Below are 20,916 nucleotides of genomic sequence, written 5' to 3'. Positions count from 1 at the left end.
GCGGTGTCGGATGGAATCGGGGCCGCGCGGTGCCGCGGGCCGGTCCTGCGCCCGGTGGGGCGGAGGACTACAGTGTCCCGCCGAGGCCGGCCTGGCGATAGTGGCCCGATGGACAACAATTGCTAGAATCGGGCCAAACCGGGTTTCAACCCTTTGCGCATTCCGCCGGGCCTCTGCATGCATACCGTCGCCATCATTGCCTTCGAGGGCATCAGCCCTTTTCACCTGTCCGTCCCCTGCATGGTGTTCGGCGACGATCTGGCCCGCCTTGGCGTGCCGCGCTACCAGCTGCTGATCTGCGCGGAGAAGCCTGGCCTGATTCCCACCATGTCGGGATTCAAGATCCAGGTTGAGCACGGGCTTTCCGCGCTGGAACAGGCCGACACCATCATCATGCCCGCATGGCGCGACCCCGACGAAACCGCGCCCGCGGCCCTGCTGGACGCGCTGCGCGCGGGCCATGGCCGGGGCGCCCGGATCGCGGGACTGTGCCTGGGCACCTTCGTGCTGGCCGACGCCGGCCTGCTGGACGGGCGCGCCGCGGCCACGCACTGGGCCTGGGGCGAGGATTTCGCGCGCCGCTATCCCAAGGTGCGGCTTGACCGCAAATCCCTGTACCTGGACGACGGCGACATCCTCACCTCCGCCGGCACCGCCGCCGCCATCGATTGCTGCCTGCACCTGCTGCGCTGTGATCATGGGGCGGAAATCGCCAACCGCGTGGCCCGGCGCATGGTGGTGGCGCCGCACAGGGACGGCGGGCAGGCCCAGTACATCGAGCAGCCCCTGCCCGGCATCATGGGGACGGACCGGCTGGGCGCCGCGCTGGACTGGGCGCTGGAGCACCTGGAGCAGCCCCTCACGCTGGATCTGCTGGCCGATCGCGCCGGCATGAGCCGCCGCAATTTCACGCGGCGCTTCAAGGCCAAGACAGGCGCCACCGTGTCGCAGTGGGTGCTCAACCACCGGCTGGCGGCGGCCCAGCGGCTGCTGGAAACGAGCGACAAGGCGGTGGACCGGATCGCGGAACTGGCCGGCTTCGGCTCGCCGGCCTCGTTCCGACAGCATTTCCAGGCTGCCTTCTCGGTGTCTCCGTCGGCGTATCGCCGGCAGTTCTGCGCCACGCCGGCCCACGCCCCGCGCGAGGAGCCGCAACCACTCGCCATCTGACACGATTGGCAATCCCTCCAAAAACAGCGGCGGCATGCGGACGCTACAATTCCCGGCACCGCTATCCAACCCGGCGCCCTCTTTCCCCATGTCCAATCTCATCGTCCACGGCGGCACGCCCCTGCGCGGCCGCGTCATTCCTTCGGCAAACAAGAACGCGGTGCTGCCCGTGCTGTGCGCCACGCTGTTGACCGACCAGCCGCTGCGGCTGCACGGCGTGCCGGACATCACGGACGTCCGCAAGATCCTGGACATCTTCCGCACGCTGGGCAGCGACGTCCGGCTGGACGAGGCCACGCGCACGCTGGACCTGCACCACCGCGACACGGTCTTCGACGCCGCCTTGCACCGGCTGCCCGAGGAAATGCGCTCGTCCATCATGCTGGTGCCGCCGCTGCTGGCCCGCTTCGGCGTGGCGCGGCTGGAGGACAACGTCAAGGGCTGCACGCTGGGCGTGCGCGAGATCGATCCGCACGTGGACATCTTCCGCTCGTTCGGCGGCGAGGTGGAACGCGCAGCCGGCTCGCTGCTGGTGCGCAGCGGCGGCCCGCTGAAGCCGACCCACCACTGGCTGGACTACGCCTCGGTGACCACGACCGAGAACTTCGTGCTGTGCGCCGCCGCGGCCCAGGGCGAATCCACCCTGACCAACGCCGCCTCCGAACCGCACGTGCAGGAGTTCTGCCGCTTCATGGCGATGATGGGCGCCGATATCGACGGCATCGGCACCTCGCGCCTCACGGTGCGCGGCGGCGCCACCCTGCGGGGCGGTGAATTCACCTTCGAGGAAGACTTCCACGAAATCACCACCTTCCTCGCGCTGGGCGCGATCACGGGCGGCGATGTGGTGGTGCGCAACAGCACCCCCGGCAATTTCCCGCTGATCGACCGCACGTTCGCCAAATTCGGCGTGCAGATCGTGCACGAAAACGGCTGGTCGCGGGCGCTGCGCCAGGGGCCGCTGAAGGTGCAAACGCCCTTCACCAGCAACGTGCTGACCAAGGTCGAGGCCGCGCCGTGGCCGTATTTCCCGGTGGACCTGCTGCCTATCTTCATCGCCCTGGGCGTGTGCGCCGAGGGCAACGCCATGTTCTGGAACAAGGTCTACGACGGCGCGCTGGGCTGGACGGGCGAACTGTCCAAGTTCGGCGCCCACGTGTTCTCGTCGGATCCTCACCGCGTGATCACCTTCGGCGGCACGCCGCTGACCCCGGCGGTGGTGGAAAGCCCCTACATCATCCGGGTCGCGATCGCTCTCTTCATGATCGCCAGCAGCATCGACGGCCGTTCGGAGATCCGCAACGCCACGCCGATCCGCCGCGCGCACCCGCGCTTCGTCGAAAACCTGCGCAGCCTCGGCGTGCAGGTCGAGTGGACCAGCGAGGAATAAGCCCGGCCAGGGCTGCCCTCGGCCGGGCCCGCCGGCAGGAGGCGCCCCGAAGAGATGCTGCCAGCCGGCCGGCGCAGGCCTATACTTTGCAGACACGCACGCTCCATTCCGCGTAATGGGAGCCCGCCGACTTGCTCCTGGCGCGACGCGCCGGATGCGTGGTGCACCAGGGTCATGGCCCTTTTCACAGGAGGCGGATGCCATGTCGCGCCCCGCATACAGAGACGGCTCGTTTTAGACACAGTCTAGGAATCGGCACCTTCAAGGAGGTGTGTGATGAGCAAATTGTCCAATGACGCGCTGGACGCCCTCAGGGCGTCCGCGCGGGGCCAGGTGCTGGCCCCCGGCGAAGCGGGCTATGACGACGCCCGCAAAATCTGGAATGCCATGATCGACCGTCGCCCGGCGGTCATCCTCCGGTGCGCTGGCGCCGCAGACGTGCGCCAGGCGGTGGATTTCGCGCGTGCCAACGGCCTGGTGGTGGCCGTCCGCGGCGGCGGCCACAACATCGCCGGCACCGCCGTTTGCGACGGCGGCATGATGATCGACCTTTCCCCGATGAAGTCCGTGCGGGTCGATCCCCGGCGCGCCAGGGCCTATGTGGAACCCGGCGCGACCCTGGCGGACCTGGACCACGAAACCCAGGCCTTTGGCCTGGCCGTGCCGCTAGGCGTCAATTCGACGACCGGAGTGGCGGGCCTCACACTGGGCGGCGGCTTCGGTTGGCTGACCCGCAGGCATGGCCTGACCATCGACAACCTGGTCTCGGCCGACGTCGTCACTGCCGACGGCGGGCTCCTGCACGCCAGCGCGGAAGACAACGAAGACCTGTTCTGGGCGATCCGGGGCGGCGGCGGGAACTTCGGGGTGGTCACGATGTTCGAGTTCCAGCTGCATCCCGTCGGGCCAATGGTGTATGGGGGATTGGTGGTGCTGCCGCTGGAACAGGGCAGGCAGGCCCTGCTGAAATACCGCGAGGCGCTCAAAACCATGCCGGAGGATCTGACCGTGTGGGCAGTGCTGCGGCAGGCGCCCCCGCTGCCCTTCCTGCCGGAGTCCGTGCACGGCAAGCCGATGCTCGCCTTCGCCATCTGCTATTCGGGCGATCCGGACCAGGGGCCGGCCGCCGTCGAGGCGGTGCGCGGCTGGGGCCAGCCGTATGGCGAGCATCTGGGGCCCATGCCCTACACGGCATGGCAGAAGGCCTTCGATCCCCTGCTGATGCCCGGGGCGCGCAACTACTGGAAATCGCACAACCTGGGCCCGCTGCAGGATGGGCTGATCGACGCCATCATCGACGCCGTCGAAAACCTGCCTTCGCCGCAATGCGAGATCTTCCTGGGCCATATCGGCGGCGTCGCTATGCGCGTGCCCGTTCCAGCCACGGCCTATCCGCACCGCGCCGCGCAGTTCGCGATGAACGTGCATGGCCGCTGGGACGCCCCGCAGGATGACGACCGCTGCATCGCGTGGGCGCGGGCGCTGTTCCGCACGACGGAGCCTTATTCCCAGGGCGGCGTGTACGTGAATTTCCTGACTCAGGACGAGCCGGAACGCCTCGGCGCCGCCTACGGGCAGAACTTCGAACGGCTGGTGCGCGCAAAGACCCGCTACGACCCGGGCAATCTGTTCCGCCATAACCAGAACATCCCGCCAGCGGCGTCCTGACGACGGCCGGCCCCGCCCCAGAAGGAAGACCCATGTGGCAACCCAGCGAGACCTACCCGGATCCGGCCATCGAAGTGCTCGATCCTCGTTTCCTGAAATACCGCATCGACAATGCGGCGATCGAGCGCCTGGCCACGGGTATCCGCTATGGGGAGGGGCCGGTCTGGTTCGGCGACGGCCGGTATCTGCTGTGGAGCGACATCCCGAACAGCCGCATCATGCGCTGGGACGAGGAAAGCGGCGCCGTGTCGATCTACCGCCGCAACGCCGGCTTCGCCAACGGCAATACCCGGGACCGCCAGGGCCGCCTCGTCACCTGCGAGCATGGCGGCCGCCGGGTAGCGCGCACCGAATACGACGGCACGCTGACGGTGCTGGCCGATCGTTACGAGGGGCGGCGGCTCAATTCACCCAATGACGTCGTCGTGAAGAGCGACCATTCGATCTGGTTCACCGACCCCGTCTTCGGCATTCTCAACAACTACGAGGGATACAAGTCGCAGCCCGAGCTGCCGACCCACGTATACCGGCTCGATCCGGAGACGGGACGCCTCGAGGTGGTCGCATCGGACATCCTGAATCCGAACGGCCTGTGCTTCTCGCCCGACGAGAGCCTGCTGTACATCGCCGAAAACGGCTCCCGGCCCAATCGGATCCGGGTCTACGAAGTCCGGGACGAGCGGACGCTCGCGCAGGGGCGGATCTTCGTGGACGCCGGCGACCAGGGGATACCGGACGGCATGCGCTGCGACATGGAAGGCAATGTCTGGGTGGGCTGGGGACCGGACCCCGCCCTGAACGGAGTGATGGTATTCGCGCCGGACGGCGTGCCGCTGGGCCGCATCGCCCTGCCCAACCGCTGCGCCAACCTGTGCTTCGGCGGACTGCGGCGCAACCGGCTTTTCATGGTGGCGGGCCAGTGCCTCTATGCGCTGTACGTGGATACGGCGGGCGCCGCGCGCCCCTGAGGTCCGGGCCTGCGCGCCCGCGCCTCAGGATCCCGTGTTCAGGGCGGCCGCGGCGCGTATCAGCGCCGCCAGGGCCTCTTCGTCCAGCTCGTCGCCTTCGTGGAGATCGATCGCGCGGCGCGTGTTGCCGTCCAGGCTGGCGTTGAACAGCCCGGTGGCGTCGGCAAGCGCCGCGCCCTTGGCGAACGTCAGTTTGACGGCGCTTTTATAGGTTTCGCCGGTGCAAAGAATGCCGCCGTGCGACCACACCGGCACGCCCCGCCATTTCCACTCTTCGACCACCCCGGGATCCGCCCGCAGGATCACCGCGCGCACCTGGGCCAACATGGCCCCTCGCCAGTCGTTCAACTCCCGGATCCTGGCATCGATCAGGCGAGCGGGATCAAGCCCAGCTTCGCCTTCCGGCGCACTGCTTGCCCGATTATTCATATCGACCTCGAGTCGCCATGGCAAAACCGTAGTCTGACATTATTTGCAGCGCCGCAGAAAAAGGGCGCGCCAGCGTTGACGGGCCTTTGCGCGGCACGAAGAAACATTTATTAACGTGATTGGCAAAATATCTCGTTGACGGGATTTGCCCTGGCCCTTATTTTCGATCGATTCGGCGCTTGCCATGAAGCTGCAGCCGAAAACAGGAAAATCCACGCTATCCCTACCCCTTAATACGCGACAGGAGCGCTGAGAAGATGGGCCACCTGGTTTTATTGCTGCTTGGTGTCGAATATCTGCGCAAACGGGCTCGCGGCCTGTTGGTTATCGGTTGGTTGTTCCTGATCGCGGGCGTTCTGCTTTTCATCGACGCGCTGGACAACGCGGTTTATTTTCCGCTGAATGTCTTTGCCGCGATCTTCGTGATCGAGGGCCTGGCGACGCTGGCCATCGCCAAGTCGGGGGTTGGCGGGCAGCGGGTGCTGCGCTATGCCAAAGGCGTCATCGTGTTGGCCGCCGGCATCCTGGTGCTGGCCGGCCACCATCACGGGCATTTCCTGCTGTCCATGATTTTCGGCCTGCTGTTCCTGGTGGACGGATTGTTGCAATGCACCGCCGCCTATGTGGTGCGCTATGAACGCTGGCGCTACGTTTTCGCCTCCGGCGTGGCCGAAATACTGCTGGCCATTTTCTTTTTCCAGCCCTACCCCACCCACTACGTGGGAACCGTGCCGTACTGCCTGGGGCTGTTCCTGGCCTTTTCGGGGCTGAAGCTGTTGGCGCTCGCCTATCGGGTCCGCCGCCTGGATTCGAATCCGGCCCTGGACGCCAACCCGCATCCGGACTTCATGCCCACGCGCGCCGACGCCCCGCCGCAAACGGTATTCGACGGCCCACCCCTGGAGTCCGAACGCGCACTGACGGTTCACGTCTGGACGCCGTCCGGTTCGGCGAAGACGGAAACGCGCAATTATCCGGTGGTGGACCGCTATATCGCGGCCGTGGACGTCAATGGCGTGGTATCGACCGGCCACGCGGCGATGGAATCGCCTGAAGGCGTATATATCAGCCTTTATCCGGCGCAGGAAATCGACCACTCCCCCGAACAGTTCGGCACCTTATTGCGCGCCACGGCCGACAATAACGTCCCCGGCGTGTTCCAGCCCGATTATCCGACCGAGTCCAAGGCATGGTGCCCGTCCACCATGCAGGTGCGCATCCGCAACTACGACGCAGCCAAACTGCAGACGTTCTGGGACGAATACCGCAAGAACACGACCTACAACCTCACGCACCGCAACTGCTCCAGTTCGGTGGCCAACGGCCTGGAAGCGGCGCTGGACGGCGTCGTGGGCCGCCTGCACGGCCCCACCGCCGGCTGGCGCGTGCTGCTGCGCCTGTTGCTGACGCCGGAACTCTGGGTGGCGGCGCAGATCCGCAAGCGCGCCCTGACCATGGCCTGGACCCCGGGCCTGACGCTGGACTACGCGCGCGCTCTCAGCATGCTGGCCGACCCCCGCCCCTTCGGCTGGTGGAAGATGTCGCAGCAAGCCCTGCGCCAGATTTCCCGCCTGCGCGCCGGCTGGCGGAACCAGGATCGCGAGGCCATCGCCCGCAACGCACGCGACGAATCCTCCCAAGAGGCCCGATCATGATAGCCGCCAGGGCTTGCCGCCTCCGCCCCGCCCCTTTCACGGCCGCGCCATGATCCTGCCGGCCGTGATTGGCCTGGCCGTGCTGGCCGGGGCGGGCTGGGGCGCGCTTGCCCTCTGGTTCCAGCCGCCATTCGGCCCTCGCGCCCGCGGCGCCCTGCCCGCCGCCTGGCTGGCGCTGGCGGCCGCCGCGCTGGCCGGCCTTGCCAGCGGCAGCCTGCTGCCCGCCGCGCTGTTCGGCGCGCTGCTGCTGGGGCTGCTGGCCTGGTGGCGCCTGGCCGTGCGTCCGTCCAACGAGCGTCAATGGATGCCCGAAGTCGCCCGCCAGACCCACGGCGCTGTAGACGGGAACATCGTCACCCTGCACAACGTGCGCGACTTCGAATGGCGTACGCGGGACGACTACGACGAGCGCTGGGTGACCCGCGTCTACGACCTGTCGCGCCTGGACTCGGTGGACCTGGTGCTGTCCTACTGGGGCCGGCCCGCTATCGCCCATGCCATGGTGTCGTTCGGGTTCGACGACGGCCAGTACGTGGTGTTTTCGGTGGAAATCCGCCGCAAGCTGCACGACACGTTCTCGGAGGTCGGCGGCTTCTTCCGGCAATACGAGCTGGCCGTGCTGGCGTCCACCGAGGAAGACAGCCTGCGCGTGCGCACCAACGTGCGCGGCGAAGACGGCTACCTGTACCGCGTGCGCATGCCCGAGGGCGCGGCCCGCAAGCTGCTGCTGTCGTACGTGGCCACGGCCAACCGGCTGGTGCGCAAGCCGCGGTTCTACAACACCCTGACCGCCAACTGCACCACCATCGTGTACCGCCTGGCCGACCAGATCGTGCCGGGCCTGCCGATGGACTACCGGCTGCTGCTCTCGGGCTACCTGCCCGAATACCTGTACCAGCTGGGCGCGCTCGGTGGCGCGGACAGCCCCGAAGCGTACCGGCGCGGCGGCCGCTATACCGAGCGGGCCCGCGCCACCCCGGATGCCGCGGACTATTCCCGCAACATCCGGATCGGCGTGCCCGGCGTAAAGGCGCGCGGCGATACCGCCTAGGACGCCGAAGACTCCCGGCGCAGGAAATCCAGCACCGCCAGGTACGACCCTTCGTTGCCCGCCGCGTTGGCGGCCGGCGAGCCGCCCGCGTCCAGCAGCAGCCCCGACATCGCGTGCGGCTTACTGATCAGGGTGGCGGGCAGGTAGGGATAGTGCACGTGGTGGCCCGCCCCCATGCAGACGTGATGGAACGTCGGCAGGCCGTCCGCGAGGCGCCGCCGCATGACGATCTCGGAATAGGCCGTGCTGGGCCAGAAGCCGTCGTCCGACGCACTGACCAGCATGACGGGGCCGGGATAGCGTTCGATGGGGATGCGGGCCCGCTCGAAGGCGGCGCTGTCGCGAGTGGCGCTGAGGAAGGCGTGCGTCTGGCGGTACGGCGGATCCGAGGCGTAGGCGGCCTCCCAATCGGCGCTGGCGTTGTCCTGCCACAGGTGCGCCAGCGGCTCCCCGGCCTTGGTCCAGACCTGGGCATTGCGGCCTGTGCCCGGCGAGCCGGCGCTGACCACGCCGTGCATCACGGGCGACGGCACGTAGGCGACCACGGCGCTGACCAGCTCGGGGTAGTGCGAGGCCACCAGCAGCGAGGTCTCGCCTCCCCGGCTGATGCCGGACAGCGCCACGAAGCCATCGCGCGGCGACAGTTCGGCGCGGGCCCAGCGCAAGGCCTGCTCGAAATACTCCAGCGGCATGTCGTTCAGGTACTTGGGCCGGCCTTCGTAGTTGAAGATAGCCAGCGCCAGGCACTGGTAGCCGCGGGCCGCGAACAGGGCCGCGCGCGGCGCGTTGACGCCGCCGGAAGACCCGTTCATGTAGATCACCAGCGGATGCGGGCCCGGGCCCGCCGGCGTGTAGAGTTCGCCCGACAGCATCATGCCGCCAAGCTCCTCCCGTACCGGGCGGTGGGTCACGCCTTCGGCCAGGAATTCCTGCACCAGCCGGGCGGTGGCCGTGTGGCGGCCGTCGCTGGCCTCGATATGGATGGTCAGCGGCTCGGTGCGGTCCGGCGGGAACACCACGCGGTCCATGTCGCCGCAGGCCATCGACCACACGATGCCCATGGCCGACGGCTCGGCATAGCTGCCAGACACCGGGCAATCGCGCGACAGGTCCAGGCTGCCGTCGTGGCCGGCGACGAACACGGCCTGCGAGCGCCACGGCGCGCCGCACATCCGCATGCTGGCCGTGACGGTGATGAATGCGTAGGCCGGGAATCCGTCGATGCGGATATCGCGCGCCACGTCGATCAGGGCGCACTCGGGGCTGACGATGATGCGAGGCTGTTCGGTCACGGCGGCTCCTCAGCTCTTCAGGTCGGTCTTGGGCACGCCATTGGCCTTGATGACCTGGGCCCACATGGCGGATTCCTCGGCGATGACGCGGTCCAGGTCAGCCGACGATGTGAACTCCACCGTTACCCCCTGGTCGGCGAACTGCTGCACCAGGCCGGGATCGCGCGTGCCTTCGCGCACCGCGTTCTCCAGCGCCTGGACCACGGGCGCCGGCATGGCGGCCGGGCCGGAAATCATCATGCGGGTATAGAGTTCGAAGCCGTCCACGCCGGCTTCCTTCATGGTGGGCACGTCGGGCAGGCTGGACAGGCGCTTGTCGGACGTGACCGCCAGCACCTGCAGCTTGCCCGACTTGATGTTGGGCAATGCGGAGGTGGGGAAATCGAAGGTGCTTTGCACGGTGCCCGCCATGAGATCGAGCAGCGCCGGGCCGCTGCCCTTATAGGGCACATCCTGGAACTGCGTGCCCGTCTTGGACTGGAAATGCAACAGCGCCAGGTGATTGATGACGCCGCGCCCGGCATGCGCGCAGGTGATGTCGCCGGGCTTTTTCTTGGCCAGGGCGATGAACTCCTGCACGTTCTTCACGCCGAGTTCGGGATGCACGATCAGCAGCATGGGCGATTTGCCCATCGACCCCAGTTGCTTGAAATCCGACTGCTGGTAAGGCAGGTTGTTGTAGAGCAAGGGGTTCAGGATCATGCCGTTGGTGCCGGCGAAGCCCAGCGTGTAGCCGTCCGGCTCGGCGCGCGCCACCGCCACGGTGGCGATGATGGCCTGCCCGCCCGGGCGGTTTTCCACGACCACGCTCTGCTTGAGCGTCTTGCCCATGCGCTCGGCCAGGGCCCGCGCGGCAATGTCGGTCAGCCCGCCCGGGGCAAAGCCCACCAGCAGGCGCACGGGCCGCGTCGGGAAGGTATTCTGGGCCCAGGCCGGGCGCGAGATCAGGGGCAGCGCGGCAAGCGCGCCCAGGGCATGGCGGCGGGTGAATCGCATACGGCTCTCCAGGCAACGGACGGACGAGGAAAACGTATGTTGTATGCAATACCAGGGGCAGGCTATCTAGGGATATCCCGATACCCCCTGGCGCGCCGGCGCGATGAATATTCCGTCGGGCGGTATTTGGTATGCAATCTGGCCCGCTACGGCTTGGCCATCAGCTTCTTCCACCCTTCCAAGCCCAGCCGGCGCATCGTCTCGATGTTCTTCTCGTAGATCTCGGCCGCGTCGGGAAAAGAGTCCACGGCGCGGTCGATGCTGTCTTCGCGCAACAGGTGCAGGATGGGGTACGGTGAACGGTTCGTATAGTTGGAGATATCGTCCGGCTCGGTATCCGCGAACTGGAATTGCGGGTGGAAGGTGGCCACCTGCAGCTCGCCCACCAGGCGCATGCGCTTGAGCAGGCGGTCCGACAGGTCTTCGAAATCGTTGAACTCCAGGAAGTCGTCCAGCGCGTCGGGGATGATCAGCAGGGTCGTGTCGATCTGCTCGGGGTCGGTTTCGGCCAGCAGAGCCAGCTCGTCCTGCAGATCGGTCAATACGCCCTCGGCGTCGGTGGCGTCGCTGACGGCGAAGCGGATCTGGTCCTTGACCTGCACCGCTTTCGCGAAGGGACAGAGGTTCAGGCCGATGACGGCCTGATTCAGCCAATGCCTGGTTTCAGCGACTACATTGGCGTACGCATCGGAAGAGGAAATCATGCCGGCATCGCCGCCATCGTCTGCGCCACCGCGGCGGTCAGCTTCTTGCCGTACGGCACGTGCAGGAACTCATTGGGCCCGTGCGCGTTGGACTTGGGGCCCAGCACGCCGCAGACCATGAACTGGGCCTTGGGGAAGCCTTTCTGCAGGATGCTCATGAGCGGAATCGTGCCGCCCTGGCCGATGTAGCCGCAGGGCGCGCCGTAGTACTGCTGGGAGGCGGCGTCCAGCGCCTGGGTCAGCCATGCTTCGGACGCCGGGGCGTTCCAGCCGGTGGCCGCGCCTTCGTTGGCCTTGAAGATGACCTTGGCGTTGTAGGGCGCGTCGGCTTCCAGCAGCGCCTTGATTTCCTGCGAAGCGGCCACGGCGTCCACCAGCGGCGGCAGGCGCAGCGACAGCTTGAACGCCGTGCGCGGACGCAGCACATTGCCGGCGCTGGACAGCGGCGGCAGGCCTTCGGCGCCGGTGACGGACAGCGTCGGGCGCCAGGTGCGGTTCAGCAGGGCCTCTTCGGGCTCGGTCGTCATGGGCAGCACGAACCCGCCTTCGGCGCCGCAGCTCCAGGGGAAACGGCGCCAGACCTCGTCACCCAGGATGCGGGCCGTGGCGTGCACCTGCTCGATGCGGTCGGCGGGGATGTCGCAGTGCAGGCTTTGCGGCAGCAGACAGCCGGTGGCGCTGTCTTCCAGGCGGTCCAGCAGATGGCGCAGGATGCGGAACGACGAGGGCACGACGCCGCTGGAGTCGCCCGAGTGCACGCCTTCGTCCAGCACCTGGACTTCCAGCGTGCCGGCCACCATGCCTCGCAGCGAGGTCGTCATCCAGAGTTGATCGTAGTTGCCCGCGCCCGAATCCAGGCACACCACCAGCGCCACGTTGCCCAGGCGGTCGCGCAGCGCGTCCACGTAGGGCAGCAGGTCGTAGCTGCCGGACTCCTCACAGGTTTCCACGATGCCCACGCAGCGCGGGCGCGGGATGCCCTGCTTGTCCAGCGCCATGATGGCGGTCAGCGAGGCATAGACCGCATAGCCGTCGTCCGCGCCGCCACGGCCGTACAGCTTGCCGTCTTCGTACTTGGGCGTCCAGGGGCCCAGGCCGGCGCGCCAGCCGGAGAATTCAGGCTGCTTATCGAGGTGGCCGTACAGCAGCACGGTATCGCCGTTGTCGCTACGGGTGGCGGGCGCGTCAAAGAAGATGACGGGCGTGCGGCCCGGCAGGCGCACCACTTCCAGCCTCAGGCCGGATACCTTCTGCGCCTCGACCCATTGCGCGGCGTCGCGCACCACGCGCTCGATGAACGCGTTCTTTTCCCAGTCGGCGTCGAAGGCCGGGCTCTTGGCGGGGATCGCGATGTAGTCGGTCAGCGCCGGGATGATCTCGTTGTCCCATTTGTCGTCCACGAAAGCCTGCAAGGCCTCCGGGTCGAGGGTGGGCGGAAGAGCGTCGTCGGGGATGCGTGCGTTCATGGCGCGGGATCCTGTGGTCGGGTGGGATGGGCAATCCGCTATTTTATGCCCGCGCGCAGGACATGGCGTTATTTGTCCCTGATTGTTTTTTGGGGGATGGTAGTGTCTGACACCCGGCGGCACCTCGACTAGCCACAGGCCGTCTCGTATGGGTGTCAGACACTGGACTGGCTTGTGTCTGACACCCGGCGGCGCTGCCGCTAGCCACAGGCCGTCTCGTACGGGTGTCAGACACTGGACTGGTTTGTGTCTGACACCCGGCGGCGCTGCCGCTAGCCACAGGTCTTCTCGTACGGGTGTCAGACACTGGACTGAGTTTGTGTCTGACACCCGTACGCAATGCCCGTCCCGCCGAAGCCGGCCTTCCCGGGTGTCTGACACTAGGCGTCAGACACCCACCGCAATCAAGCCCCGATCAACGCCGGTTCCGCGCCACGATGCCCCAAGGCCGGAGCCTCGGCGTCGATCACCTGGCCGGCCTGCAGCTTGAACACCGCCACGGCCTCGCGCAGGCGCTGGGCCTGGGTTTCCAGCGACGCCGCCGACGCGGCGGCCTGCTCGACCAGGGCCGCGTTCTGCTGGGTCACGCTGTCCATCTGCGACACGGCCTGGTTCACCTGCTGGATCCCCTGCGACTGCTCTTCCGAGGCGCTGGAGATCTCGTTGATGATGTCCGTCACGCGGCGCACCGAGGTCACGATCTCCTGCATGGTGGCGCCGGCGGCCTCCACCTGGTCGGAACCGACCGACACCTTCTGCACCGAATCGTCGATCAGGCCCTTGATTTCCTTGGCCGCGGCGGCGCTGCGCTGCGCCAGGGCGCGCACTTCGCTGGCCACGACCGCGAAGCCCTTGCCCTGCTCGCCCGCGCGCGCCGCTTCGACGGCGGCGTTCAGCGCCAGGATGTTGGTCTGGAAGGCGATGCCGTCGATCACGCCCACGATGTCCGCGATGCGGTTGGAGCTGTCGGCGATGCCGCGCATGGTGCCGACCACGTCGCCCACCGCGCGGCCGCCGCGCGTAGCCACTTCGGAGGCAGCCATCGCCAGCTCCGAGGCGCTGCGCGAGCTTTCGGCGTTGTTGCGCACCGTGGACGACAGCTCATCCATGCTGGCGGCGGTTTCCTCGAGGGAGGCGGCCTGCTGCTCGGTGCGGGACGACAGGTCGATATTGCCCGCGGCGATCTCGCGCGAGCCGGTATGGATTTCCTCCACGCCCAGGCGCACGGCGGACACGGTGCGGGCCAGGCTGTCCTGCATGCGCTTGACCGCGCCGTACAGCACGCCGATTTCGTTGTTGCCGCGCTGCTCGATGCGGTTGGTCAGGTCGCCGGCCGCGATGCGGTCGAACAGGCGGCCCGCCTCGTGCAGCGGACGGAAGACCGAGCGCGCAAACACGGCGTACAGGCCCACGACCAGGACGCCGACGACGATCAGCAGGGCGACCAGCAGCGCGATGGCGCCGTTGATGCGGGTGGAGGCTTCGCGGGCCACGCGCTGGCCGACCTCGTCAGCGTAGTCCACGTATTTCTGGATGGAGGCGGTGAAGGTCAGGCCCAGCGGCGTCACTTTCTCGAGGTTCAGGCGGCCGGCCTCTTGCGCGTTGCCGGCGCGGATGGCGGCGATCATGGGCAGGATGGCGTCGCGGTGGTAGACGTCGTAGGCCGCCAGCGCGGCGTCGAACAGCGGCTTGCCTTCGGCCGAGGTCTCCGGCGTCTGGCGCGCCGCCTGGATCAGGTCGGCGGCCTTCTTGGTGTAGCCCTCCAGGCGCTGCATGCTGGCCAGGTTGTCGATGCGCTTGCCTTCCATCAACGCGGTCTGCGCCGCCAGCAGCACCAGCCGGGCGCGCAGCAGTTCGGCGCCGGCGCCGTCCACGGCATTGGCGCGGACCAGGTTGGTGTCCAGCAACAGCTCGATGGAACCGCGGTTGGAGGTGAGCTGCTGGTGGACCGCGACGCCGGTCGCCAGGAAAAGCGAAAAGAAAACGACTAAAGCGGTCGTCAAGACCGCGCGGATACTTAAATTCTTGAACATGGGGGGCACTCCGGGGGTTGCGTAAAGCTTCCCCCTATAACGGCGCGCTGCAATGAAAAGTTAAATATCTCATTGAGTTACACGCCGTTATCCGCCCCCTTTTCAGGCCGGTTTCCAGCCCTCGGGCACGCGCGGCTTCTCGATCTGGGCGAAGTGGCAGATGGCGTCGGCGATGCCCGAGAAGTCGATCCCGCCGAACTGCCCCGCCCGGGCCAGGCTGAAGGACTCATGCACGGCGGCGGCCACGGGCATCGGCACCTTGGCCGCATGCGCCGCGCCGACGATCAGCGACATATCCTTGTGCGCCAGGTCGATGGTGAAGCCCGGCGTGGTGTCGCCCACCAGCACCTTGTTGGGGAAGTTCATCCGCAGTTGGCCGTTGGAGGCCGAGGTGCCGTACAGCACCTGCAGGGTCTTGGTGATGTCCAGCCCGAAGCGCTGGGACAGCGCCAGCGCCTCGGCGTTGACCTGGCACAGCGTCACCGCCACGTAGTTGTTGACCAGCTTGGTGCGGCCGCCCGCCCCCACTGGGCCGCAGTGGTAGGTGGTCGTGCCCATGGCGTCCAGCAGCGGCTTGACCCGGGCGAAATCGGCGTCGCTCGCGCCCACCATGAACAGCGATTCGCCCCGGTCCGCATGTTCGGCCAGGCGCCCGACGGGCGCGTCCACCACGGACATCCCGTGGGCCTGCGCCTGTTCCTGCAGCCGGTCGGTCGCCAGCGGGTCGATGGTGCTCATGTCCATCAGCAGGCTGCCCTTGGCCGCGTTCTCGAAGACGCCGCCGCCGCCCAGGGCGACTTGCTCGACCTCCTTGGACGTGGGCAGCATCGTCACGATGATGCCGCAGCGCCGCGCCACGTCCGCCACGTCGGCGCCCTGCGCCGCGCCCGCCGCCGCCAATTCCTCCATGGCCTGCCTGTTGATGTCCAGGACCACGAGCTCGAACCCCGCCTTGCGCAGGTTCAGCGCCATGGGCTTGCCCATGCGGCCCAAACCGATGAAACCGATTTTTTCCATGCCTGTCTCCTCTGGTGCCGGCGCTCGCGCGCCGGCGGTGTGGCGCGATTGATCAATAGCCGATGTAGGCGGTCTTGGTGGAGGTATAGAAGTCCACGGCGTAGCGGCCCTGCTCGCGCGGGCCGAAGCTGGACGCCTTCACGCCGCCGAAGGGCACGTGGTAATCCAGGCCGGCGGTGGGCAGGTTCACCATCGTCAGGCCGCTGCGCACGTTCAGCCGGAAGTGGTTGGCCTGCTTGAGCGAGGTGGTGCAGATTCCCGACGACAGGCCGAAAGGCGTGTCGTTGGCGACTTCCAGCGCTTCTTCGTAGCCCGACACCCGGATCACCGCGGCCACCGGGCCGAAGATCTCCTCACGGTTGATGCGCATGGCGTTGCTGCTTTCCGTGAACAGCGTCGGGCGCAGGAAGTGGCCCGCGGTGGACGCCTCGGCGCGCTTGCCGCCTTCGGCCAAGGTGGCGCCCTCCGCGCGGCCCAGTTCGATGTAGCCCAGGATCTTCTCCAGCTGCGCGGCGTTGATGACCGGGCCGATCTGGGTGCCGGCCGTGCGCGGATCGCCCACCACCAGCTTGCGCATCCGGTCCGTCAGCGCCTGCACGAAGCGGTCGTGTATGCCGTCGGCCACGATCAGCCGGCTGGAGGCCGTGCAGCGCTGGCCAGCCGAATAGAAGGCGCCGTTCAGCGCGCACTCCACGGCCACGTCCAGGTCGGCGTCGTCCAGCACCACCAGCGGATTCTTGCCGCCCATCTCCAGCTGCACCCGTATCATGCGCTCGGAGGCGCCGGTGGCGATCTTGCGGCCGGTGGCGACGCTGCCCGTGAAGCTGACGGCGTCCACGCCGTCGAGCAGCGCCTGGCCCGCCGCCGCGCCGCCGCCGTTGACCAGGTTGGCCACGCCCGCGGGCAGCCCCGCCCGTTCCAGGATGGCAAAGAGTTCCCAGGCCGCGCCCGGCGTGTGCTCGGAGGGCTTGAGCACCAGCGCGTTGCCGAAAGCCAAGGCCGGAGCCATCTTCCAGGCCGGAATCGCGATCGGGAAATTCCAGGGCGTGATCATCGAGACCACGCCGACGGGATGGCGGCTGATCTGCACGCCGATGTCCGGGCGCACGGACGGCAGGTTCTCGCCGCCATAGCGCACCGCCTCGCCGGCGAAGAACTGGAATATCTGGCCGGCGCGCATCACTTCGCCCACGCCCTCGGCCAGCGTCTTGCCCGCCTCGCGCGACACCAGCGCGCCAAGCTCGTCCTTGCGGGCCAGGATCTCGTTGGCCGCCCGGAACAGGATGTCGCTGCGCTGCTGCGTGGTGCTGCGTTCCCAACCGGGCGCCGCCGCGCGGGCCGCCTGCACCGCCTGGCGCATCTGCGCCTCGTCCGCGCAGGCGTACTGGCCGATCACGTCGCCGGGGTCCGCGGGGTTCAGGTTCTCAAGCACGGTGGCGCCTTCCACCCACGCGCCGCCGATGTAGTTTGCTTTCTGCGTCACTGTCTGCTCCTGGTCATGAATCGTTGAGGGATCATGCGTGGCCGCCCTTGCCCTTGCCCAGCACCGCTTCGCGGAACCGCGACCGCAGGTAGGGGCCGTCGCGCGACGGCAGGCTGCCGGGCTCCGGCGCCGAAGACACTTTTAACACCAGGCATTGCAGGCCGGGCTGCCGCAGCCCGGGAATGCGGTCGGCCAGCTCGGCCTCGCTGCGCAGCGTGGCAGAGTCCTCGATGCCGCAGGCGCGCGCCACGCCGGCGATGTCCACGCCGCGCCCGGAGTGCGCCGCCTGCATGCCGGTTTCGCCGTAGTGCTCGTTGTCGATCACGATGATTTTCAGGTTCGAAGGCGCGCGCACGCCGATCGTGGCGAGCGCCCCCAGTCCCATCATCATCTCGCCGTCGCCGACGAAGGCCAGCACCTGGCGCGCCGGCTGCGCCAGCGCCAGGCCGAAGGCCACCATGCAGCCTCCGCCCATCGCCCCCCACACATAGAAGTTGCGGTCGTCGTCGCCAGCGGCCGAGGTGTCGTAGGTGGGATTGCCCAGGCTGGCCACCACCAGGGCATCGCCGCGCTTTTCGAGTATCCGGGCCACCGCCGCCCGCCGGTTCATCGTCGCTTTCGCGTTCATATCGTTGCCCCGTCCTACTTGCTGAAGTTCTTGATTCCCAGGATGCGCTGGGAAATCACCACGGCCACCGGCCGGTTCGAATTGAACGCGAGCAGGCTGGCCGCGCGCACGGTCTCCGGCACGTCCTCGCCGCGCTCCACCCGTTGCACGTACACGCCGGCCCCGCGCAGCGCGGCTTCGGCGGACTGGCCCATGGGGCATTGCCAGGGATTGAACTCGCCCCATTCGCCGCGCATGGTGACCAGGCAGAGGAACGGCATGCGGCATTCCTGTATCAGCGCGAGCATGTTGATGCAGTTGCCCACGCCGCTGGACTGCATCAGCAGCACGCCCTTGGCGCCGCCCAGCCAGGCGCCGCCAAGCATGGCCACGCCCTCTTCTTCCGTGGTGAGGGAAACCGCCTCCACCTCGGGATCCGCCTCGAACAGCTTGATCAGCTGGCTATGCCCCGCGTCGGGCACGTACGCCATCTGCGTGATCCCGGCCTCTTTCAAGTTTCGATAGACCAACTCGGGCCAACTTTCCGCCATGATTCCCTGCCTCCGGTGTGTGGATGGAACTCAGATCTTCGCTTTCAGCTTGCAGATGCCGGGCTGGGTGGGCGCGTAGGCGTCCTCGCCCGGAATGGTGGCCACCTTCTGGTAGTAGTCCCATTCGCCCTTGGACGTCGCAGGCGTCTTCACCTGCATCAAATACATGTCGTGCACCATGGCGCCGTCCGCCCGGATGTACCCCTTGGTGAACATATCGTCGATCTGCATGGACTTCAGCGCATTCATGACGGCGTCCGCATCCGTGGTGCCGGCCCGCTCCACCGCCTTCAGGTAGGTCGTGGTGGCCGAATAGTCGCCCGCCTGGAAGGTGGTCGGCATCTTCTTGTTGCGTTCATAGAAGCGCTTGCTGAATTCACGCGAGCGCTCGTCCAGGTCCCAGTACCAGCCGTCGGTCAGGTACATGCCCGCAGTCGTTTCCAGGCCCAGGCTGTGGATGTCGGTGATGAAGACCATCAGGCCGGCCAGGCGCATCTTGTCGCTGACGCCGAATTCCTTGGCGGTCTTGATCGAGTTGATCAGGTCGCCGCCCCCGTTCGCCAGCCCCAGCACCTGCGCCTTGGAGGCCTGCGCCTTCATCAGGTAGGAAGAGAAGTCCGACGTGTTCAGCGGGTGCCGCGTGGAGCCCGAAACCGAACCGCCGCTGGCTTTCACGACGTCCATGCTCGCTTTCTCCAGCGAATAGCCGAATGCGTAATCGGCCGTCAGCATGAACCAGCTCTTGCCGCCCTGCTGGACCATGGCCGCCGCCGTGCCGCGAGCCTGCGCCGAGGTGGAATAGGTGTAGCGGACCGTGTAGGGCGTGCAGGCTTCCTCGGTCAGGCTGTCGGCGCCCGCCCCGGCGCTGATGAAGACTTTCTTCTTCTCGGCGGCGATCGTGCTGATGGCGAGCGAGGCCGACGAGTTCGAGCCGCCGATCACCAGGTCCACCTTGTCCTGGTCCCACCACTGGCGCGCGCGGTTCGACGCGATGTCCGCCCGGTTCTGGTGGTCGGACGCCAGTATCTCGATCGGCTTGCCCAACACCTTGCCGCCGAAGTCGGCGACCGCCATGCGGATGGCGTCCAGGCCGCCCGCGCCGTCGAAGTCCGAGTAGGGACCGCTCATGTCCGTGACGAAGGCGATCTTCACCTTGTCGCTTTCGGCGGCCGCAGCCCCCGCCCCGCAAATGCCGACTACCGCCAACGCGACGGCACCTAACACTTTCGTCCTGGTTTCCACGTCTTGTCTCCTCGCTGTGTCGGCCTTGCCGCAGGATCGCCAAGGCCATCTCTTTTTTTAATAATATATTCACATACAATCTATTTTGATCATATCGTTTACCCCTAGGACAAGTCCTGGTCGAGGCCTGGCCTCCCTATAATCCGGGTATCAACCACCTACGCGACACACTATGGATTTACGCCAGATCGAGTGCTTTCTATGCCTGTACCGCAACGGCGGCATGACGCGCGCCGCCGCCGAACTGGGCATCGTCCAGTCCGCCCTGAGCACCCAACTGGCCAAGCTGGAAAAAACCTTGAAGGTCCAGCTGTTCGAGCGCTCCAGCCGTGGGGTGACGCCCACGGCCGCAGGGGTCGACCTCTACAAGATGCTGCTGCCGCTGTCCAAGGAGGTCGAAAGCGTGCGCCAGCGCATGCTGGATCTCAGCGGCGGCACGTCGGGCCTGATCCGGATCGGCACGGTGCCGTCGCTGGGCGCGAGCATCGTGCCGCGAGCGCTGTCGCTCTACAGCGCCGACAACCGCGACGTCACCATCCGGCTGACGGAGGCCTATAGCGCGGGACTGGTGGAACGGCTGGACGCGGGCGAGCTCGACGTGGCCATCGTCAACCTGATCCAGCCTGTGCGCAGCCTGGAAACCACGCCGCTGGTCAGCGAGGAACTGGTGCTGGTCACGGCTTCCGACAGCCCGTTGCGCAGCGTGGAATTCAACGACCTGTCCATCGACGCCTTGATCGTGCCTACGCTGGGCCAGGGCCTGCGCGCGATCATCGATCCGGTGCTGAAGAAACGCGGCCCGGCCGCGCGCCCGCGCCTGGAGATGGACGCCCTCACCCCGACGCTGGAACTGGTGAAGTCAGGCGCCTGGGCCACCATCCTGCCGATCAGCGCGATCGCGCACGAGCTGGACGCAGGCGCCCTGTCGGTGCGCCGGATCCACGCCGACATGCAGCGGCAGCTGGTGGTGGTGAATCATCCGCGCCGCCCGCTCAGCCTGGCGGCGCAGCGCTTCGTCGCCGCGCTCGCGGCCGAGGCGCACGACGCCGTCACACGCGCGCAGCGGTTCATGAAATCGCTGAAGCCGCAGAAAAAATAGGCGAAGCCTCAGGGCCTGAAAACACAAACCCCGCCGGCCGGACACGAGATCCAGGCGGCGGGGTTATCCGGGCCGGCCCCGCAGCGGCGGGCGCG

At 67.3% G+C, this 20,916-nt stretch carries 17 protein-coding genes and 2 pseudogenes; 7 read left to right on the top strand and 12 right to left on the bottom strand.

Annotated elements, in window-relative coordinates; all coding sequences use genetic code 11:
- Positions 1-177 precede the first annotated feature (177 nt).
- From JL37_RS25340 to JL37_RS25325, 4 genes are all read left to right on the top strand, one after another.
- Positions 178-1,170 (top strand): GlxA family transcriptional regulator, encoded by a 993-nt coding sequence (locus JL37_RS25340; protein WP_043547741.1) that lies wholly within the window; start codon positions 178-180, stop codon positions 1,168-1,170.
- 88 nt (positions 1,171-1,258) lie between these two features.
- Positions 1,259-2,560 carry a UDP-N-acetylglucosamine 1-carboxyvinyltransferase gene (locus JL37_RS25335; protein ID WP_043547740.1) on the top strand — a complete coding sequence of 434 codons (1,302 nt, stop codon included), beginning with the start codon at positions 1,259-1,261 and terminating at the stop codon, positions 2,558-2,560.
- A 276-nt stretch (positions 2,561-2,836) separates the two neighbouring features.
- Positions 2,837-4,228, top strand: a complete 1,392-nt coding sequence (locus tag JL37_RS25330; protein ID WP_043547739.1) for an FAD-binding oxidoreductase — start codon at positions 2,837-2,839, stop codon at positions 4,226-4,228.
- Positions 4,229-4,260: 32 nt separating this feature from the next.
- The gene (locus JL37_RS25325; protein ID WP_052097593.1) at positions 4,261-5,196 is read left to right on the top strand and encodes an SMP-30/gluconolactonase/LRE family protein; all 936 of its coding nucleotides are present in this window, start codon (positions 4,261-4,263) and stop codon (positions 5,194-5,196) included.
- A 24-nt stretch (positions 5,197-5,220) separates the two neighbouring features.
- Here the strand turns inward: JL37_RS25325 and JL37_RS25320 are convergent, their stop codons facing one another.
- Positions 5,221-5,625: a DUF1801 domain-containing protein gene (locus JL37_RS25320; protein ID WP_043547737.1), complete on the bottom strand. Its 405-nt coding sequence runs from the start codon at positions 5,623-5,625 to the stop codon at positions 5,221-5,223.
- Between the two features lie 257 nt (positions 5,626-5,882).
- Here JL37_RS25320 and JL37_RS25315 point away from each other — a divergent pair, with 257 nt between their 5' ends.
- The gene (locus tag JL37_RS25315; protein ID WP_043547736.1) at positions 5,883-7,280 is read left to right on the top strand and encodes an HdeD family acid-resistance protein; all 1,398 of its coding nucleotides are present in this window, start codon (positions 5,883-5,885) and stop codon (positions 7,278-7,280) included.
- Between the two features lie 49 nt (positions 7,281-7,329).
- A complete protein-coding gene (locus JL37_RS25310; RefSeq protein WP_043548204.1) occupies positions 7,330-8,331 on the top strand; it encodes a DUF4105 domain-containing protein in 1,002 nt (333 codons plus the stop codon).
- Here JL37_RS25310 and JL37_RS25305 read toward each other — a convergent pair.
- The 11 genes and pseudogenes from JL37_RS25305 to JL37_RS25260 all read right to left on the bottom strand — a co-directional run bounded on the left by JL37_RS25305 (position 8,328) and on the right by JL37_RS25260 (position 19,722).
- Positions 8,328-9,623, bottom strand: a complete 1,296-nt coding sequence (locus tag JL37_RS25305) for an acyl-CoA thioester hydrolase/BAAT C-terminal domain-containing protein (protein WP_043547735.1) — start codon at positions 9,621-9,623, stop codon at positions 8,328-8,330. The two genes, JL37_RS25310 and JL37_RS25305, sit on opposite strands and share 4 nt — an antisense overlap.
- A gap of 9 nt (positions 9,624-9,632) precedes the next feature.
- Positions 9,633-10,619: a tripartite tricarboxylate transporter substrate binding protein gene (locus JL37_RS25300; RefSeq protein WP_043547734.1), complete on the bottom strand. Its 987-nt coding sequence runs from the start codon at positions 10,617-10,619 to the stop codon at positions 9,633-9,635.
- Positions 10,620-10,765: 146 nt separating this feature from the next.
- A complete protein-coding gene (locus JL37_RS25295; RefSeq protein ID WP_043547733.1) occupies positions 10,766-11,323 on the bottom strand; it encodes a DUF1415 domain-containing protein in 558 nt (185 codons plus the stop codon).
- On the bottom strand, positions 11,320-12,789 hold the full coding sequence (locus tag JL37_RS25290; protein WP_043547732.1) for a M20 family metallopeptidase: 1,470 nt from the start codon (positions 12,787-12,789) through the stop codon (positions 11,320-11,322). Before JL37_RS25290 ends, JL37_RS25295 begins: the two co-directional genes overlap by 4 nt.
- A 404-nt stretch (positions 12,790-13,193) precedes the next feature.
- Complete coding sequence (locus JL37_RS25285) at positions 13,194-14,822, bottom strand: methyl-accepting chemotaxis protein (protein WP_043547731.1); 1,629 nt, start codon at positions 14,820-14,822, stop codon at positions 13,194-13,196.
- A gap of 102 nt (positions 14,823-14,924) precedes the next feature.
- Positions 14,925-15,335 (bottom strand): annotated as a pseudogene (locus tag JL37_RS31090) (NAD-binding protein); the annotation flags it as partial.
- Positions 15,336-15,413: 78 nt separating this feature from the next.
- Positions 15,414-15,896, bottom strand: a pseudogene (locus JL37_RS31085) (NAD(P)-dependent oxidoreductase); the annotation flags it as partial.
- A complete protein-coding gene (locus JL37_RS25275) occupies positions 15,892-17,322 on the bottom strand; it encodes an aldehyde dehydrogenase family protein (RefSeq protein WP_043547729.1) in 1,431 nt (476 codons plus the stop codon). The gene JL37_RS25275 and the pseudogene JL37_RS31085, both read right to left, overlap by 5 nt.
- Before the next feature lie 31 nt (positions 17,323-17,353).
- Positions 17,354-17,950: a thiamine pyrophosphate-dependent enzyme gene (locus JL37_RS25270; protein WP_043547728.1), complete on the bottom strand. Its 597-nt coding sequence runs from the start codon at positions 17,948-17,950 to the stop codon at positions 17,354-17,356.
- Between the two features lie 14 nt (positions 17,951-17,964).
- Positions 17,965-18,480 (bottom strand): thiamine pyrophosphate-binding protein, encoded by a 516-nt coding sequence (locus JL37_RS25265; protein ID WP_043547727.1) that lies wholly within the window; start codon positions 18,478-18,480, stop codon positions 17,965-17,967.
- A gap of 30 nt (positions 18,481-18,510) precedes the next feature.
- Complete coding sequence (locus tag JL37_RS25260) at positions 18,511-19,722, bottom strand: ABC transporter substrate-binding protein (RefSeq protein ID WP_081955203.1); 1,212 nt, start codon at positions 19,720-19,722, stop codon at positions 18,511-18,513.
- Between the two features lie 172 nt (positions 19,723-19,894).
- On the opposite strand from JL37_RS25260, the gene JL37_RS25255 reads away from it, so the two are divergent.
- Positions 19,895-20,821, top strand: a complete 927-nt coding sequence (locus tag JL37_RS25255) for a LysR family transcriptional regulator (RefSeq protein ID WP_043547726.1) — start codon at positions 19,895-19,897, stop codon at positions 20,819-20,821.
- The last annotated feature ends 95 nt before the right edge of the window (positions 20,822-20,916 follow it).

Origin of the sequence: Achromobacter sp. RTa, assembly GCF_000757485.1 — a bacterium.
In the GTDB taxonomy this organism is placed as follows: Bacteria; Pseudomonadota; Gammaproteobacteria; order Burkholderiales; family Burkholderiaceae_B; genus Achromobacter.
The sequence above is the reverse complement of the archived record's forward strand: the minus strand, read 5'-3'. Positions and strand labels throughout refer to the sequence as shown.